A 17,213-nucleotide genomic window follows, 5' to 3' on the forward strand; every position below is an offset into this window, starting at 1 on the left:
AATATCGAATATTACGAGTGTCGAAGTAAATGATTGAATAAAAACCCAGATAGGGTTTTATTCAATCGGAATGTTTTTCATTTTAGGTGTAGAAACTTTTTCTTCTGTTTTTTGCTGTGACGTAGCAATGTGATTCATAATCTTTTGGAAGATTTGTAGTAAGAATGCTTTTTCTTCTTCTGACAATGCTTCTGTCACTAAGCTAAAGTAGTGGGCTGCATTTTGTTTTACTTCTTGAACGAGCATTACGCCGTTTTCTGTTAACCGAATTAATACAATACGTCGGTCGTTTTCATCACGGTAGCGCTCAATATATCCCTTTTTTACAAGGCGATTTACAACGCCCGTCGTTGTACTCATCGGTATATCAAGAAGGTCAGCAATTTTCGTCATTGTAATATCTGTATTTCGATCCATCCAAAGTAAACAAAATACTTCTGTTTTAGAAAGTGTTAAATCTAGGCTTACCCATTCTTCAGGATAGAAAAGTTTCTTGGCGTTATCTAGCAGTAAGTCTAAAAAATGTTCATATTGCAACAATTAATTCCACTCCCGTATATTTCGAGGTTCGTAATATTTATTTTTATTTTATGTAGAATAGAAAAAATTGTCAATGATTTTAATTATTTTTTCAGATTAGGCAGAAAACTTCCTTTAAAATAGTATTCTTTTATGATAGATTTATAAATATAAAACTAGAATTTACATAAAAATCCATCATGGTAAATATACTTATCTATAATGGGTATACAGCTAACGAGGGGGAGAACGATGAGAAGACGTAATACGCAAGCGTTCACGTTTTTAGCATGGACTTCATTTGTTTGTGCGCTTTCAGGTATGCTAATTGGGATTTATACGTTAGATGAAACGCTTAGTGTAAAAGGATACTATTTAATTGGAACATTATTTTTAACGATGTCTTGTTTTGTATTACAAAAAACAATTCGTGATAATGAAGAAGATAACGAGAGATTTCCGAAAAATAAACCGTTAGATAAAGAGTAAATTGTAAAGAAAGGCATTTGCCTTTCTTTTTTTATGTAAAAATGGCGTAAGTACTCTGTGTTGACTTGCTTGAAGTACTGAAAATTTGGTATCATCAATAGTATTGTAGATTGAACGATATATTATGGAGGTGGCCTAGCCGTGTCAAGAATTTCCGTTGAGAATGTAAAGCACGTAGCACATTTAGCACGTCTTGCAATTACTGATCAAGAAGCAGAAAAATTTCAAAAACAACTAGATGCAATTGTTACATTTGCAGAACAGTTAAATGAATTAGATACAACAGATGTAAAACCAACAACTCATGTATTAACTATGAAAAATGTTATGCGTGAAGATGTACCAGAAAAAGGTTTACCAGTCGAAGAAGTATTAAAAAATGCACCGGATCACAAAGATAATCAAATCCGTGTTCCAGCAGTATTAGAATAGAGGAGGGGAATTTCGATGTCATTATTTGATCATTCAGTATCAGAGTTACATAAGAAGTTAAACAGCAAAGAAATTTCCGTTACGGATTTAGTAGAAGAATCTTACAAACGTATTGCGGATGTTGAAGATAACGTAAAAGCTTTTCTTACATTAGATGAAGAAAATGCACGCGCAAAAGCGAAAGAATTAGATGCAAAAATCGGCGCTGAAGATAATGGTTTATTATTCGGTATGCCAATTGGTGTAAAAGATAACATTGTAACTAACGGTCTTCGTACAACTTGTGCGAGCAAAATGTTAGCAAACTTCGATCCAATTTATGATGCGACAGTTGTGCAAAAGCTAAAAGCTGCTGACACAATTACAATCGGTAAATTAAACATGGACGAGTTCGCAATGGGTTCTTCAAATGAAAACTCAGGATTCTACGCTACGAAAAACCCATGGAACTTAGATTACGTTCCAGGCGGATCTAGTGGTGGTTCTGCAGCAGCTGTAGCAGCAGGAGAAGTACTATTCTCTCTAGGTTCTGATACGGGTGGTTCTATCCGTCAGCCAGCTGCATATTGCGGTGTTGTAGGTTTAAAACCAACTTACGGACGCGTATCTCGTTACGGATTAGTAGCATTCGCATCTTCACTTGACCAAATCGGACCGATTACACGTACAGTAGAAGACAATGCATACTTATTACAAGCTATTTCAGGTATTGACCGAATGGATGCAACTTCTGCAAACGTTGAAGTTGGAAACTATTTAGCTGGTTTAACAGGCGATGTTAAAGGTTTACGCATTGCTGTACCGAAAGAATACTTAGGCGAAGGTGTTGGCGAAGAAGCTCGTGAGTCAGTACTAGCTGCTTTAAAAGTATTAGAAGGTATGGGTGCAACTTGGGAGGAAGTATCTCTTCCACACTCTAAATACGCTCTAGCAACGTATTACTTACTATCTTCTTCTGAAGCATCTGCTAACCTTTCACGCTTTGATGGCGTGCGTTACGGTGTTCGTTCTGATAATGTAAATAACTTATTAGATCTTTACAAAAACACACGTAGTGAAGGTTTCGGTGATGAAGTTAAACGTCGTATTATGCTTGGTACATTTGCTCTTAGCTCTGGTTACTATGATGCATATTACAAAAAAGCACAACAAGTACGTACATTAATTAAGAACGACTTTGAAAATGTATTTGCTAACTATGATGTTATTATTGGACCAACAACACCAACTCCGGCATTTAAAGTGGGAGAAAAAGTTGACGATCCAATGACAATGTATGCAAATGACATTTTAACAATCCCAGTAAACTTAGCGGGTGTTCCAGCGATTTCAGTTCCATGTGGATTCGGTGCTAACAACATGCCACTTGGTCTACAAATCATTGGTAAACACTTCGATGAAGCGACAATTTACCGCGTTGCACATGCGTTTGAGCAAGCAACAGACTATCATACAAAAAAAGCAAGTCTGTAAGGAGGCGAGCATAGATGAATTTAGAAACAATTATTGGTTTAGAGGTTCACGTTGAGTTAAAAACAAATTCGAAAATTTTCTCTGCGAGTCCAACAGAATTCGGAGCGGAGCCAAATACACAAACAAGTGTAATTGACTTAGGATACCCAGGGGTACTTCCTACTTTAAATAAAGAAGCAGTTAACTTTGCGATGAAAGCTGCAATGGCATTAAACTGTGAAATCGCAACGGAAACGAAGTTTGACCGTAAAAACTATTTCTATCCAGATAACCCGAAAGCTTACCAAATCTCTCAATTTGATAAGCCAATTGGTGAAAATGGTTGGATTGAAATCGAAGTAGACGGTAAAAAGAAACGTATCGGTATTACACGTCTTCATTTAGAAGAAGATGCTGGTAAATCAACGCATACAGCTGATGGTTCATTAGTAGACTACAACCGTCAAGGTATGCCTTTAATCGAGATCGTATCTGAGCCAGATATGCGTACGCCAGAAGAAGCATATGCATACTTAGAGAAGTTAAAATCAATCATTCAATACACTGGTGTATCTGATTGTAAGATGGAAGAAGGTTCCTTACGTTGTGATGCGAACATTTCTCTTCGTCCAGTTGGACAAGAGAAGTTCGGTACAAAAGCGGAACTGAAAAACTTAAACTCATTCACTTACGTACAAAAAGGTCTTGAGCACGAGCAAGTGCGCCAAGAAAAAGAACTGTTATCTGGTGGTATCATCCAACAAGAAACACGTCGTTATGATGAAGCAACGAAGAAAACAATCTTAATGCGTGTGAAAGAAGGATCTGACGATTACCGTTACTTCCCGGAGCCAGACTTAGTTGAACTTTACATCGATGATGAGTGGAAAGAAGCAGTTCGAGCTTCTATTCCAGAACTTCCAGATGCACGTAAAGCTCGCTACGTTGCAGAACTAGGCTTACCAGCTTATGATGCACACGTGTTAACATTAACGAAAGAGATGTCTGATTTCTTTGAAGCAACTGTTGCAGACGGTGCTGATGCGAAATTAACATCGAACTGGTTAATGGGTGAAGTACTTGCATACTTAAACAAACAACAAAAAGAATTAAAAGACGTTGCATTAACGCCTGCTGGTTTATCTAAAATGGTTCAATTAATTGAAAAAGGTACAATTTCTTCTAAAATCGCGAAGAAAGTATTTAATGAATTAATTGAAAAAGGTGGAGACCCAGAAGAAATCGTTAAAGCGAAAGGTCTTGTTCAAATTTCTGACGAGGGTACACTTCGTAAAGTTGTAACAGAAATTCTTGATAATAATGAGCAATCTATCGAAGACTTTAAAAACGGTAAAGACCGTGCAATTGGCTTCTTAGTTGGTCAAATTATGAAAGCTACAAAAGGACAAGCAAATCCACCGCTTGTTAACAAAATCTTACTTGAAGAGATTAATAAGCGATAATAGTAGTAACTTTTAAAGATTAAGCAGAAAAACACCCGTACATGGGTGTTTTTCTAGGTTAATCAAACGTTTGTTTAAATGAGACAAAATCGTTTAAACAAACGTTTGATTAACTGTCAAAAGTGGAAAAATGTTTGTATAGCAACTATGGTATGATAGTTGCAAAAAGGTGGGAATAATGATAAATCTAAACATAGAGGTTTTTTTCATCTCATGAAATAATAGATAGTTATTATTCGTTATATGTAAATTTTTATGGAAGAATGGATAGAAATAAAGTGAAACTTTAATCAGTGGGAGGTTCATCCAACACTGATTATTAGCCCTCACCAATCGGGCATTTACTGCCCGCAAATAGCGGGATAAATTTTGGAGTCAAATAAAAAACCATTGAAATGAATATTTACTTTTGATGGACTACACGAATCGGGTTCTTACTGCCTGTTTGAGCGGGATAAAAGAAGGATAGCAAGATGAGAGGAGGTAGGCATGGGAATACTGAATAGAAGTTCAGTATGTTCTTTTTCGATACATAAAGAAATTTCCTGTGCTAATAAATGATGAAGCGAGCAAGAATTATTTATAATCCTACTTCTGGGCGTGAGCTATTTAAGAAGAGCTTACCAGAAGTATTACAAAAATTAGAACAAGCTGGCTATGAGACATCTTGTCATGCGACAACGGGTCCTGGAGACGCTACTGTGGCGGCGAGGCAAGCTGCGGATCGTAAGTTTGATGTTGTTATTGCGGCTGGTGGCGACGGTACATTAAATGAAGTAGTAAACGGTTTAGTTGGGCATGAATTCCGTCCGAAATTTGGAATTATTCCAGTTGGAACGACAAATGACTTTGCACGTGCAATTGGTGTACCTCGTTCTATTGAAGAGGCAGCAGATATTATTTGCGAAGGAAAAACAGTGCCATTAGACCTTGGTAGAGCGAACGATACATATTTTATTAACATCGCTGGTGGCGGTCGTATTACAGAATTAACATACGAAGTACCGAGTAAGTTAAAGACAGTATTAGGGCAGCTTGCTTATTACCTAAAAGGTATCGAGATGTTACCATCATTGCATCCGACATATGTTGAAATTGAGTATGATGGAAAGTTACTACAAGAAGAAATTACGATGTTTTTAATTACGAATACTCGTTCAGTAGGTGGATTTGAAAAGGTAGCACCGTATGCATCTATTAACGATGGGTTATTTGACCTATTAGTATTGAAAAAAGGTTCTATCGCTGATTTAATTAAAGCAGCAACACAAGCACAACGTGGTGAACATATTAATAATCCAAAAGTGTTATATACACAAGCGAACCGAATTAAAGTACATTCACCAGATAAACTAATGATTAATTTAGATGGTGAGTATGGTGGAGATGCACCGATGGAATTCGAAAATATATATCATTGTTTAGAACTATTTGTTCCTGAACATCAAGAGGATGCCCTGTAAAGGCATCCTTTTTTACTTTGTTAAAATGAATTGTAAATTGGGAGTTAGTTTGATTTTTATGGTATTTTTACAATTCTTTTATTTTACATCCATACTTTATTGATACACTGGAAGAGATAAGAAATGAGAGGTAGGGTGCTATGGAGAAGGTAAAGGCGATATTATTTGATAAAGATGGGACATTAATGGATTTTCATTCAATATGGATAAAAGTAGCTGAAGAACTTGTAGCTGAATGTATAAGTTTATATCATTTACCAAGTACAATGCGGCAGACCTTATTAGAAGAGATTGGTGTAGAGGGAGCATTTGTTAATCCAAGGAGTGCAATAGCTGCTGGAACAAGCCTTGATGTAGCGAAGGGGCTTTGTAATTATATTGAGTCTGCTAGAGAAGAAGAGATGCATCAGTGGGTAAGTGAGAAGTTATTTTCCCTTATGTATGAGCATCGTTCGCATATGAAAATGACAGCAGACTTACCGAAAGTGTTACAGGCATTAAAAGATAAAGGATTTATATTAGGGGTTGTCACGGCGGATGATTTCGCACCAACAGAATTATTTTTAAAACAATATAAGTTGGAGAACTTTTTTGATTATATTATAGCCTCGGATACATTCCCTGCGCAAAAACCAGATAAAAAGATTATAGAAGTGTTTTGTGAGAAATTTAATTTAGAATCATGTGAGGTTGCGGTTGTTGGAGATACGCCAACTGATTTACATTTAGCTAAAAATGGCGATTGCTATGCAATTGGGGTGCTATCTGGTACAGGAGACCGTCCAACATTAGAACCACTTGCTGATTTAGTGTTAGATTCTGTTGGAGAGTTTATTTCTCAATCGGGTGAGTTTTTCTGGGAGAAAGAAAAGTCTAATGTGTAAGGAAAATAAGTCTATAAAGACTCTTAATGAGTCTTTATAGACTTATTTTTTATGCATGGATACAAAGAATATAGGATAAATGCTAGAAAAGAAAGTTGGCATATATTTTGCAATAAAAAGAGAAAACAATGTAAAGAAAAGGATGGGGTACGCAATGAACACAAAAAAATTTGCTAAAGTAAATGAACAAATTCCAGGACCGAAAGCGGCATCTTTATTAGAACGCCGTCAAAATATAGTACCAAAAGGAGTAAGTAACGGCATCCCAACGTTTGTACAATCTGCCAATGGTGCTCTTGTAACAGATGTTGATGGCAATCAGTACATTGATTTTGCAGGAGCAATCGGGACAATTAACGTAGGGCATTGTCATCCAACGGTTAAAGAAGCGCTCCATAAACAAGTCGATCAATACATTCATACTGGATTTAACGTCATGATGTATGAGCCATATATTGAATTAGCAGAAAAGCTTGCGGCATTGGCACCAGGAAGTTTCGATAAGCAAGTCCTGTTTTTAAATAGTGGTGCAGAAGCAGTTGAGAACGCGGTGAAAATCGCTCGTAAATATACGAAGAGACCTGGTATTATCGCATTTTCTAAAGGTTTCCACGGGCGTACATTAATGACAATGACGATGACAAGTAAAGTGAAGCCATATAAATTTGGGTTTGGTCCCTTTGCTCCAGAAGTATATAAAGCGCCATTTCCATACGAATACCGTCGCCCAGAGGGATTAACGGAAGAGCAGTATGATAATTTTATTATTGAAGAGTTTAAGAACTTCTTCATATCGGAAGTAGCACCAGAAACAATTGCAGCTGTTGTAATGGAACCTGTTCAAGGGGAAGGTGGATTTATCGTCCCAAGTAAGAAATTTGTCCAAGAAGTACGCCGCATTTGTTCAGAGAACGGCATCTTATTTGTAGCGGATGAAATACAAACAGGCTTTAGTCGTACAGGAAAATATTTTGCAATTGATCACTATGATGTCGTTCCAGATTTAATTACAGTGTCTAAATCATTAGGTGCTGGTGTACCGATAAGTGGTGTCATTGGACGTAAAGAAATTATGAATGAGTCTGCACCAGGTGAACTTGGTGGAACGTATGCAGGAAGTCCATTAGGATGTGCGGCTGCATTAGCTGTTCTCGATGTAATAGAAAATGAGAAATTAAATGATAGAGCGATAGAATTAGGAAAAGTCGTAATGAACCGATTCGAAGAGATGAAAAATAAATATCATTGCATCGGTGATGTGCGTGGGTTAGGCGCAATGTGTGCATTTGAGGTCGTTCAAGATCGTAAGACGAAAGCACCTGACAAAACGTTAACGGCTAATCTATGTGCAGAAGCAAATAAGCGTGGGTTACTGTTATTATCAGCAGGGACGTATGGAAATGTTATCCGTGTGTTAATGCCTTTAGTTATTACAGATGAGCAACTTGAAGAAGGTTTAACAATAATTGAAGAATCATTGCAAGCTTGTTATGAGCAAACAAACATCGCTCGCGTTTAAAAACTGAAGTATAAATAGCAAACATTCTAGCTGACTCTATATTAAATGCAGAAAATTCACTTTATAATAAAGGTAGTGAAGTGGATCGATGGATTTGAAGTTAGGGGTGGCTAGGATGGTTGCAGAAAAGGAACGAGTGTTAATGGATTTAAAAGATGTATTTGAATATGCGTTTGACGAAATTTTTGTTACAGATGAGCAAGGAATCGTTGTGCGTGTAAATAGTACATGTGAAAGGCACTACCAACTAGCTGCAGAAGAGTTAGTTGGTAAGCATGTAAAAGAACTACAAAAGGATGGAATCTTTTATCCATCAGCGACATTAGAAGTGATTGAAAAAAAGAGGCCAATTGAACTCGTTCAAACGACAAAATCAGGAGAGTATTTACACGTTCGTACAAGGCCTGTTTTTGATGATGAGGGAAATTTAAGAAGAGTGATTAGTTATTCTCGCGACCTTACTGAACTCTATCAATTACGTCAAAAGGTAGAGGAAATGGATAATCAGCTAAAAACATATAAAAAAGAATTAAGAGAAACATATGAGCATGAAGGACTTATTTTTAAAAGTCTAGCTATGCAAAAAATAGTCGATACAATCAAAAAAGTATCTGTAGTGGATAGTACTGTTCTCGTTTTAGGCGAGACTGGAGTAGGAAAAAGTCGATTAGTACGCCATTTACATGAAGTGAGTCACCGTAAGCATGAAAGTTTCTATGAAATTAATTGTGCGGCATTACCAACTAATTTAATTGAATCGGAGCTTTTTGGATATTCAGGTGGATCTTTTACAGGTGCGAATCGTGAAGGGAAAAAGGGACTATTAGAATCCGCGCATAAAGGAACTCTTTTTTTAGATGAAATCGGTGAAATGCCGCTTGAAATTCAAGCGAAGCTTTTGCAAGTATTGCAAGAAAAAACATTTCGTCCTATAGGCGGAAGAGAATTAAAAAAAGTAGATGTTCGAATTGTGGCGGCAACAAATAGAGATTTAAGCGAGATGGTGAAACAAGGAACATTTCGGAAAGATTTATACTATCGTTTGAATGTCATTCCAATTGCAATTCCCCCGCTTAGGGAAAGAACAGAAGATATTTTGCCGCTTATTTATCATTACTTGCAGCACTTTAATAAAAAGTACGGACGTGATGTGAAACTAGCGCCGAGTACGTTACAAATGTTTGTTGGATATCCGTGGGAAGGGAACAATAGAGAAATAGAGAATGTAATTGAGAGAATTGTTATTACTGTTGATGATGTTGTAACGGTAGAGGATTTGCCACTCTCTATGCAAGAGGCTGCAGTTGAACAATCGGGGCAAAGCCTTTATAAAATGCTGGAAGAGGTAGAGAGAAATATAATTCTTAAAGCGTATAAAACGTATGGATCAAGTTATAAAGTGGCTGAGTTTTTGCAAATTAGTCAATCTGCTGCTACTAGAAAAATTAAGAAGTTCATAGAGGAGGAAGAAAACATTGGATAAAAAGGCGACTTTCGTAAGTATAGATAAAAAGGCGATGTATATAAATGGTGAGTGGATTACACTACAAGAACAAATTGAAGTAAATAATCCTGCGACGAAGGAAATATTTGCAACTGTACCAAAAGGCGGAGTAACAGAGGCAAAGCAAGCTGTTGATGCTGCACATGAAGCTTTTAAAACGTGGTCTAAGTTAACGGCAGCAGATCGTGCAACGAAGTTAAAAAAGTGGTTTACGCTTATTGATGAAAATAAAGAAGAGATCGCAGCGATTATGACGAAGGAACAAGGGAAGCCGTTTGCAGAAGCGCTTGGTGAAGTAAATTATGCAAACAGTTTTGTTGAATGGTATGCAGAAGAGGGGAAACGCGTATATGGTGAAATGATTCCTGCTGCTCATCCGAATAAGCGCATTTTAGTTATGAAGCAACCAGTTGGCGTTATGGCAGCTATTACACCTTGGAACTTCCCAGCTGCTATGATTACGAGAAAGGTAGCCCCAGCGCTTGCAGCAGGCTGTACAGCCGTTGTGAAACCGGCAAGTCAAACGCCATTAACTGCATTGAAATTAGCTGAATTAGCCCATGAAGCAGATATTCCAAAGGGCGTAATCAATATCATAACAGGTAGTGCAAAAGCAATTGCTGATACATGGATGGAAGATGGTCGCGTTCGAAAAGTGTCCTTTACAGGGTCAACGGAAATCGGGAAAGAGTTAATGGCTAGTGCGGCGCAAACGATGAAAAAAGTTTCGCTTGAGTTAGGGGGACACGCTCCGTTTATCGTAATGAATGATGCAGATTTAGATAAAGCAGTAGAAGCGGTGATTGGTTCGAAATTCCGTAATGCAGGACAAACGTGTATATGTACAAACCGAGTATTCGTTCAAGAAGAAGTATACGAAGTATTTGTAGAGAAGTTCCAAAAGGCAGTAGGGCAGTTGAAAGTAGGAGACGGTTTCGGTGACGGAACGACTGTCGGGCCACTTATTGATGAGAATGCAGTTTCAAAAGTACAAGAACATATTGAAGATGCTATTCAAAAAGGTGGAACAGTTTTATATGGTGGTCAAAAGGTCGCAGAGTTAGAGGGACATTTCATTCAACCGACTGTAATTGGGTTGGCAAATGATACGATGCTTTGTATGAATGAAGAAACATTTGGGCCAGTGGCACCAGTTGCGAAATTTAAAACAGTTGATGAAGTAATCGAACGTGCAAACAATACACCATACGGTTTAGCTGCGTATATTTTCACGAAAGACATTAGCCAAGCATTCCAAATTAGTGAAGCGTTAGAGTACGGTATTATCGGTCTAAACGATGGTCTTCCATCAGTTGCACAAGCACCATTTGGTGGATTTAAAGAAAGTGGTATCGGTCGTGAAGGAGGCCATTTCGGCATCGAGGAATATTTAGAAATTAAATATATTTCATTGGGATTATAAGTAGTATACTAGAATCTCTATAAGGTAACAGAGAAGGAGATTCTAGTATGGTATATTGGCTATTATTACTTGTTACAATTATTTTTGAAGTAGCTGGAACAATTGCGATGAAACTATCAAATGGTTTAACAAAGCTCGTTCCAAGTGTACTGATTTTCGTGTTTTATGGGATTTGTTTCAGCGTGTTTGCCATCGTTGTGAAAAAGATTCATTTAAGTATTGCTTATGCTATTTGGTCTGGCGTTGGAACATTACTTATTACAATCATCAGTGTGTACTTTTTTAAAGAGCATATTAGTTTATTTCAAGCATTTTGTATTCTTTTTATTGTTTTGGGTGTCATTGGACTTAAGGTTTCATCGGCATCATGAAAGCTATCTTTTGTAGAAGATAGCTTTTTTCTATTTGTGCAGTTAGCAATTAATACGACAAAATATGACAAAAAAGAGTAAAGCGTTTTGTTATGATACATATGAAATATTGTCTTATGTGGAGGAAAGAGTATGTTAAAAAAGGTAAGTCAAATTGTTTTAATTTTTGGCATAGCTTTTAGTTTAAGTGCTTGCACTGAGACTAAAGATAGTAATGAAAGTAAACAAGAAGATGTTCAAGATAAAGTGTATAAAATAGGGGAGACAGTAGACGTAGATGGTTTGCAAGTAACTATCGATTCAGTTAAATTAGGATATCCGGATTATGATGAGAATAAAAAGAAAGAGGAGATTTTGGGGATTATTTTCAAAGTAGAAAATAATAGTAAAAAGGAAATACCTTTTGCATTTTATGAATTTGAGATTACCGATAAGAAAGGTACAAGATTTAAAGAATATAATAATCCTGATAGCTTTATTAGTAAAAAGTTAGCACCAGATGAAAAAATTCAAGATATCATGCTATTTGACGTAGCGAAAGAAAATACGTATATCGCTACGTATAGACCGGAGTTTACGCATGAAAATAGAACGATAAAATTTGAATTGAGACCAAATAAATAAAGAAACACATTGGATTATCCAATGTGTTTCTTTATGGTAATAAATTTAAAACGCCCAGTTACCTTTACGGAAGATAGGCTCATGTCTGCCATCAGCAGTAATACCGTCAATATCAAGCTCAGCTGATCCAATCATGAAGTCGTTGTGTGTGATACTAGCGTTTGCGCCGTTTTCAGCAAGTTCTTCTTTAGACATTGTTTTTCCGCCAACTAAGTTAAATGCATAAGCATTTCCGATTGCAAGGTGGCAAGATGCATTTTCGTCAAATAGTGTATTGTAGAATAAAACATTTGTGTTTGAAATTGGTGAGTCATGAGGTACTAAAGCTACTTCTCCTAAGAAGTGAGAACCTTCATCTGTTTCTACTAAATGTTTTAAAGCTTCTTCACCAGCTTCAGCTTTATAGTCTACGATACGCCCGTTTTCAAATGTTAACGTGAAATTATCGATAATATTACCTGCAAATACTAACGGTTTTGTACTAGAAACTTGGCCGTTTACACCTGTTTTAAGTGGCATTGTAAATACTTCTTCAGTTGGAATATTAGCCATAAATGGTACGTTCTTTTCATTTAAGCTACCAGCACCAGCCCATACATGTTTTTCTGGAAGTTCGATTGTTAAATCTGTTCCAGGACCTGTATAGTGAAGAGCTTTATAATGCTTTTCGTTTAAGTAATCCACTTTTGTATGTAATGTTTCATCATGTTCTTTCCATGCTTCTACAGGATTTTCTAAATCAGCACGAGTAGCTTTGAAAATAGCATCCCATAACTTTGCTTCTTGTTCTTCTGGCGCTACGTCAGGGAATACTTTCGCAGCCCATTCTTTCGTAGGAACAGAAATGACACACCAACTTACTTTATCTGCTTGTACGTAATCACGGTATACTTTCATTGCTTCTCCAGCTACTTTATGAGCTGTTGCAATACGCGATGCTTCTACACCTTTTAATAAATCAGGGTTTTCTGCATAGATAGACATAAATGCAGCGCCTTCTTTTGCTAATTCTTCACGAGCATGTGCTTTCCAAGATGGAAATTCAGCGAAAGCTTCTTCAGGAGCTAGATCGAACTTTAAGCGTGTTAACGTCTCATCATTCCAATCTACATATACGTGTTTTGCACCAGATTTATATGCTTTTTCTGTAACGAGGCGTACAAATTGTACAGCTTCAAGAGGTGCACTAATTGATAAAGTTTGTCCAGGTTGAATATTAACACCAACATTAACTGCAAGAGCAGCATATTTCTCTAACGTTTGTTCAAATGACATATGTATAATCTCCTTTAATTTGAAAGATTTCTTACTATATATAATACAAGAAAATTCTAAAAATATATATAAATATAAAGTAAAAAGAGAGCTCAAAATGTATTGAGCCCTTATATTTACTTAATTGAAGAAGCAAACTGCTCTACAGTCGTTGTATGGTGTATACGAACGCGCTTCATCTTTAACAATTCATTAGGTTCACCCTTCGTAATGAATTGCCCAGGCTTTGTCGTCGTCGCAAATTGATAATACTTCTTCGTTTCTGTAACAACCTTATCATCTACATGACCGAATGGATAAGCAATCGCGATAACAGGCTTACCTGTTATTTTTTCTAGTTTTTCTTTTGAACCTTTTAACTCTTCCTCATAGTTTGTAATTTTCGGTAAGTCTGCATGTGTTGCAGTATGAGATTGCACCGAGAAAATGCCGGAATCAACCATTTCTTTTATTTCAGAAGTAGACAATGCTCCTTCTACATCAACGTTATCAACAATCATATATTCTGTTGCTGCCGGTTTAAAAGTATCATCTTTTAGCTTTTGTAAAACGCGAAATGCATTCATATTATTTTTCATACCGTCATCAAATGTAACGAAAATCGGCTTATTTACTTTATTTATATCGCCCCAGCGTTCAAACGTTAAAAGCGTATAACCATTGTCTTTTAAATGTTTCATTTGTGCTTCAAAGTTAGCTGGTGATACGAATAAGTCTTTAATACCGTGACCATGATAATCATCGATTGCGTGATACATAAGAACAGGAACCTTTTGTTCGAAAGTAATAGTAGATTTCGTAAGCGGGATTGTTTTCCCATCTTCTTTCATTCCTGTTGCTTCAATTTGGAACTCACCGCGTTTTCCTTCAAATTCTTTTATGTCAAAAGGAATTGTAAATTGTTTCTCCTTTTCTTTAGAAGAAAAAGATTTAGCACGTTCCTTTCCATCAGCTGTGCGCCAAATTTTATATTGTACTTCATTTAAAGAATCTTTTAAGTCTGTAATATGAATACTTGTGTTTGTAGATTCGTGTGTGATGGGAGTATAAGAAATTTTACCTTGTTCTTGTAGAGCCTCTTTTTGTATAGCTACTTCTTGAACCTTTTTCTCTTTTTTAGGTTCTTGGCTTACATTGCTAGTATTGCAGCCTGCTAGAATGGCAGACGTACATAAAGCAATTGCTGCGTATTTTCTCATAAAAATCACCTTCTATTGTGTAGTATGTTGCATATTGACATTAAAATCCCCACCGCTATAAGAGTGGTGGGGATTTACCCTTGTTCATCATATCATTTGAAGAAAATGAGGGGAATATGATTTTTAGGAGGCTATTAAGGTAATAGATTAGTGACTTTGAATAGATGTATTTTTTTGTTTCTTATTAGAATTAATAATAATATAACCGACTACAAAGATAAGAGGAATAATGAAGACATAGATAGGCATTCCCCATACATAATAGCTTTTCAGCGTTAAGACTAGTAAATGTAAGAAATCGAAAATTGCGTGGGCTTTCATAATATCCTCCAATGGTTTTTTTGAAAATTATAACATTTTTAACTTGTTATTTGTATAATTTGGAAAATGATTTAAGCTAATTTTAAAGTAAGAAGAATACATATTAATATGCAATTTTGCATAAGTATATGTATTTTATTAAAATATAAAGATTTTATACTATAATGAAAACCGCTATAAAACTAAGTAAGAATAATGTATGGAGTGGAGAATAGAAATGAAATATAAAAAAATAATATATATCTTTTTTATATCGCTATTTATAGTTGGTTGTCAAAGTGAAGTGAGTAAAGCGAATAGCGTGGAAGAGTATATTCCATCGCATCTTATGAATGCGGAAGTGACGGCGGATATTATGACACTAGAATTTCCTTATGAGATAAAAGAGAAATTAGAGAAAATCGGAAATAAAATGAGCAATAGTATTACAAATAATTTAGATTGGTATTTGAAGTATGCCGAAGAAGAAATTATACCGAAAAAAACGTTTCCTTATCATCAAAACTTAGGTATTACAAAAGAAGAATATGATTTTATGATAGATAAAATGGATAATGCAGAATATATAAATACCAAAGACGGAAAACTCTTTTTTAAAAAGAAAGATCATGAAATTCAAATTCTCTCTGATGAAAATTTGAAGCTAATTAAAAATATTCGAATTGATACAGAGAAGAATACAATTAAAACTCCTTTGGGAGAATGCGAATATGAAGGTGAAATAAAGGCGTCGGATGAACAAAAAGCTACTGGTCCATGGAGTGGGAAGATGTGGACTTTAAAAAGCGATGGATTACTTTATCATTTTTCATTAGGAAAGTTAAAAAACATAAACAAATCTATCATTTACATTTCAATAAAAGGTATATATAAAGATAGGATTATCAATACAGAAGAAGCAGTTGAATTTCACTCGGTTTCATAAAGAATCAAAAAAATCACCTTACTTGTTAAAGTAAGGTGATTTTTTATTAAATAAACAATCCAGCGATTGTCGCAGATAAAATAGAAGCAAGTGTTGATGCAAATAGCATTTTCCAACCAAATTTAGAAACAACGCTTCCTTGCTTTTCAGAAAGGGCACGGATTGTACCAACGATTGCACCAATTTGGCTAATACTTGCGAAGCTAATTAAGAATACTGTAACGATTCCAACTGTACGTGGAGCTAATGTTGTAGCTGTGTCTTTTAAATCAAGGATTGCTACAAACTCGTTTAAAACAATCTTCGTACCCATAATACCACCAGCTGGGATAATATCTTGAGTTGGAATACCCATTAAGAATGCGAATGGAGAAAGTACGTAACCGAAGATTTGTTGTAAAGTAACAGCATGTCCCATTGCGCCTGAAGCTGCACTAATTACGTAGTTTACAACTTCCATCACACCGATAAAGGCGATCATTAATGCGGCAACGATACCAGCTACTTTTAAACCATCAAGCGCACCGTTAATCATTGCGCCGATAAAGCTGTCTCCGAATAGAGTTCTATCAAATTTCTGAATCACTTCATCTTCTTTCTTCGTATCAACTGGTGTTAATAACGAACAAACGATTAAGCTTGAGAATAAGTTTAGCGGAAGAGCTGCTAGTACGTATTTTGCATCTAACATCATTACGTATGATGCTGTAACAGAAGCAGAAACGGAGCTCATCGCAGAACAACAAATGATAAACATACGGTTTTTATTGAAATGCTGTAAATCGTTTTTAATAACGATTAATGCTTCACTTGAACCGAAGAATACAGAGTTTACTGCGTGGAATGACTCAACGCGTGGTAAACCAGTAATTTTTGAAATTGCACCGCCGACAACGCGAACGATGAATGGTAAAACACCTAAATAACTAAAGATTGAAAGTAGTGCTGAGAAAAATACGATGATTAATAATACGTTTAAGAAAAAGACAAAATCTCTGTGAATTCCATTAAAGAGAAAATCGACACCTGTCGTACCAAGTTTAATTAGTTTGTTGAAAACTTTACTAATGAAAATAATGATTTGTTGACCAATCTTTGTAGCAAACATAAACCAACCGATTAAAATTTGGAAACCAATCATAATTGCAATTGCACGGAAGTTGATTTTACTTTTGTTGTTTGACAAAGCAAAACATAAACCTAACACGGCAAGAATACCGATAATGCTCATTACATATTGCATGTAGTTGCCCCTTTCAGAAGTTCGTATAAAGTTTGTACATAAAACGCTCGTTATATTACTAAAAATAAAAGAACGAGGTTTTATGTCATACGTAAGATGTCTGACCT

The 17,213-nt window shown here is 35.9% G+C and carries 17 protein-coding genes; 12 read left to right on the forward strand and 5 right to left on the reverse strand.

All coding sequences use genetic code 11. The features are described from left to right. Window positions 1–57 precede the first annotated feature (57 nt). A complete protein-coding gene (locus tag GD442_RS01820) occupies window positions 58–540 on the reverse strand; it encodes a MarR family winged helix-turn-helix transcriptional regulator (RefSeq protein ID WP_000942461.1) in 483 nt (160 codons plus the stop codon). A 231-nt stretch (window positions 541–771) separates the two neighbouring features. Between GD442_RS01820 and GD442_RS01825 the strand changes: the two genes are divergently transcribed. From GD442_RS01825 to GD442_RS01875, 11 genes are all read left to right on the forward strand, one after another. Further along, complete coding sequence (locus tag GD442_RS01825; protein WP_001254393.1) at window positions 772–1,008, forward strand: YiaA/YiaB family inner membrane protein; 237 nt, start codon at window positions 772–774, stop codon at window positions 1,006–1,008. Between the two features lie 141 nt (window positions 1,009–1,149). Beyond that, window positions 1,150–1,440, forward strand: a complete 291-nt coding sequence (gene gatC, locus GD442_RS01830; protein ID WP_000086999.1) for an Asp-tRNA(Asn)/Glu-tRNA(Gln) amidotransferase subunit GatC — start codon at window positions 1,150–1,152, stop codon at window positions 1,438–1,440. Between the two features lie 15 nt (window positions 1,441–1,455). Continuing rightward, the gene (gatA, locus tag GD442_RS01835) at window positions 1,456–2,913 is read left to right on the forward strand and encodes an Asp-tRNA(Asn)/Glu-tRNA(Gln) amidotransferase subunit GatA (RefSeq protein WP_000051455.1); all 1,458 of its coding nucleotides are present in this window, start codon (window positions 1,456–1,458) and stop codon (window positions 2,911–2,913) included. Window positions 2,914–2,927: 14 nt separating this feature from the next. After that, window positions 2,928–4,355, forward strand: coding sequence for an Asp-tRNA(Asn)/Glu-tRNA(Gln) amidotransferase subunit GatB (gene gatB / locus GD442_RS01840; protein WP_001047685.1), 1,428 nt, complete (start codon window positions 2,928–2,930; stop codon window positions 4,353–4,355). 557 nt (window positions 4,356–4,912) lie between these two features. Then, complete coding sequence (locus GD442_RS01845; protein WP_000977679.1) at window positions 4,913–5,818, forward strand: diacylglycerol kinase; 906 nt, start codon at window positions 4,913–4,915, stop codon at window positions 5,816–5,818. Between the two features lie 140 nt (window positions 5,819–5,958). Then, window positions 5,959–6,702: an HAD family hydrolase gene (locus tag GD442_RS01850; protein ID WP_000416672.1), complete on the forward strand. Its 744-nt coding sequence runs from the start codon at window positions 5,959–5,961 to the stop codon at window positions 6,700–6,702. Between the two features lie 154 nt (window positions 6,703–6,856). After that, window positions 6,857–8,221, forward strand: a complete 1,365-nt coding sequence (gabT, locus tag GD442_RS01855; protein WP_002182397.1) for a 4-aminobutyrate--2-oxoglutarate transaminase — start codon at window positions 6,857–6,859, stop codon at window positions 8,219–8,221. A 115-nt stretch (window positions 8,222–8,336) separates the two neighbouring features. Then, window positions 8,337–9,704 carry a sigma-54 interaction domain-containing protein gene (locus GD442_RS01860; protein ID WP_000225136.1) on the forward strand — a complete coding sequence of 456 codons (1,368 nt, stop codon included), beginning with the start codon at window positions 8,337–8,339 and terminating at the stop codon, window positions 9,702–9,704. Further along, a complete protein-coding gene (gene gabD / locus GD442_RS01865; RefSeq protein WP_000358132.1) occupies window positions 9,697–11,148 on the forward strand; it encodes an NADP-dependent succinate-semialdehyde dehydrogenase in 1,452 nt (483 codons plus the stop codon). Before GD442_RS01860 ends, gabD begins: the two co-directional genes overlap by 8 nt. Before the next feature lie 47 nt (window positions 11,149–11,195). Continuing rightward, a complete protein-coding gene (locus GD442_RS01870) occupies window positions 11,196–11,519 on the forward strand; it encodes a DMT family transporter (protein ID WP_000263262.1) in 324 nt (107 codons plus the stop codon). A 132-nt stretch (window positions 11,520–11,651) separates the two neighbouring features. Next, window positions 11,652–12,143, forward strand: a complete 492-nt coding sequence (locus GD442_RS01875; protein WP_000915110.1) for a DUF4352 domain-containing protein — start codon at window positions 11,652–11,654, stop codon at window positions 12,141–12,143. 45 nt (window positions 12,144–12,188) lie between these two features. Here the strand turns inward: GD442_RS01875 and GD442_RS01880 are convergent, their stop codons facing one another. The 3 genes from GD442_RS01880 to GD442_RS27575 all read right to left on the reverse strand — a co-directional run bounded on the left by GD442_RS01880 (window position 12,189) and on the right by GD442_RS27575 (window position 14,938). Beyond that, window positions 12,189–13,418 carry an aminopeptidase gene (locus GD442_RS01880; protein WP_000007349.1) on the reverse strand — a complete coding sequence of 410 codons (1,230 nt, stop codon included), beginning with the start codon at window positions 13,416–13,418 and terminating at the stop codon, window positions 12,189–12,191. A 116-nt stretch (window positions 13,419–13,534) separates the two neighbouring features. Continuing rightward, complete coding sequence (locus tag GD442_RS01885) at window positions 13,535–14,617, reverse strand: polysaccharide deacetylase family protein (RefSeq protein ID WP_159365031.1); 1,083 nt, start codon at window positions 14,615–14,617, stop codon at window positions 13,535–13,537. 147 nt (window positions 14,618–14,764) lie between these two features. Beyond that, the gene (locus GD442_RS27575) at window positions 14,765–14,938 is read right to left on the reverse strand and encodes a hypothetical protein (protein WP_000643592.1); all 174 of its coding nucleotides are present in this window, start codon (window positions 14,936–14,938) and stop codon (window positions 14,765–14,767) included. 217 nt (window positions 14,939–15,155) lie between these two features. Between GD442_RS27575 and GD442_RS01890 the strand changes: the two genes are divergently transcribed. Next, window positions 15,156–15,863 (forward strand): hypothetical protein, encoded by a 708-nt coding sequence (locus GD442_RS01890; RefSeq protein ID WP_078404135.1) that lies wholly within the window; start codon window positions 15,156–15,158, stop codon window positions 15,861–15,863. Between the two features lie 46 nt (window positions 15,864–15,909). On the opposite strand, the gene GD442_RS01895 is transcribed toward GD442_RS01890, so the two are convergent. Further along, on the reverse strand, window positions 15,910–17,106 hold the full coding sequence (locus tag GD442_RS01895; protein WP_001200491.1) for a NupC/NupG family nucleoside CNT transporter: 1,197 nt from the start codon (window positions 17,104–17,106) through the stop codon (window positions 15,910–15,912). Window positions 17,107–17,213: the final 107 nt, after the last annotated feature.

The organism is Bacillus sp. A260 (assembly GCF_009861435.1).
GTDB classification, from domain to species: Bacteria; Bacillota; Bacilli; order Bacillales; family Bacillaceae_G; genus Bacillus_A; species Bacillus_A cereus.

What these genes read in the sequence shown, in the direction of transcription:
- GD442_RS01890 (WP_078404135.1), top strand. Translation starts at nt 15,156, where the DNA reads ATGAAATATAAAAAAATAATATATATCTTTTTTATATCGCTATTTATA.
- GD442_RS01895 (WP_001200491.1), bottom strand. Translation starts at nt 17,106, where the DNA reads ATGCAATATGTAATGAGCATTATCGGTATTCTTGCCGTGTTAGGTTTA.
- GD442_RS01860 (WP_000225136.1), top strand. Translation starts at nt 8,337, where the DNA reads ATGGTTGCAGAAAAGGAACGAGTGTTAATGGATTTAAAAGATGTATTT.
- gatA (WP_000051455.1), top strand. Translation starts at nt 1,456, where the DNA reads ATGTCATTATTTGATCATTCAGTATCAGAGTTACATAAGAAGTTAAAC.
- GD442_RS01845 (WP_000977679.1), top strand. Translation starts at nt 4,913, where the DNA reads ATGATGAAGCGAGCAAGAATTATTTATAATCCTACTTCTGGGCGTGAG.
- GD442_RS01880 (WP_000007349.1), bottom strand. Translation starts at nt 13,418, where the DNA reads ATGTCATTTGAACAAACGTTAGAGAAATATGCTGCTCTTGCAGTTAAT.
- GD442_RS01850 (WP_000416672.1), top strand. Translation starts at nt 5,959, where the DNA reads ATGGAGAAGGTAAAGGCGATATTATTTGATAAAGATGGGACATTAATG.
- GD442_RS01875 (WP_000915110.1), top strand. Translation starts at nt 11,652, where the DNA reads ATGTTAAAAAAGGTAAGTCAAATTGTTTTAATTTTTGGCATAGCTTTT.
- gatB (WP_001047685.1), top strand. Translation starts at nt 2,928, where the DNA reads ATGAATTTAGAAACAATTATTGGTTTAGAGGTTCACGTTGAGTTAAAA.
- GD442_RS01825 (WP_001254393.1), top strand. Translation starts at nt 772, where the DNA reads ATGAGAAGACGTAATACGCAAGCGTTCACGTTTTTAGCATGGACTTCA.
- GD442_RS01870 (WP_000263262.1), top strand. Translation starts at nt 11,196, where the DNA reads ATGGTATATTGGCTATTATTACTTGTTACAATTATTTTTGAAGTAGCT.
- GD442_RS27575 (WP_000643592.1), bottom strand. Translation starts at nt 14,938, where the DNA reads ATGAAAGCCCACGCAATTTTCGATTTCTTACATTTACTAGTCTTAACG.
- GD442_RS01885 (WP_159365031.1), bottom strand. Translation starts at nt 14,617, where the DNA reads ATGAGAAAATACGCAGCAATTGCTTTATGTACGTCTGCCATTCTAGCA.
- gabT (WP_002182397.1), top strand. Translation starts at nt 6,857, where the DNA reads ATGAACACAAAAAAATTTGCTAAAGTAAATGAACAAATTCCAGGACCG.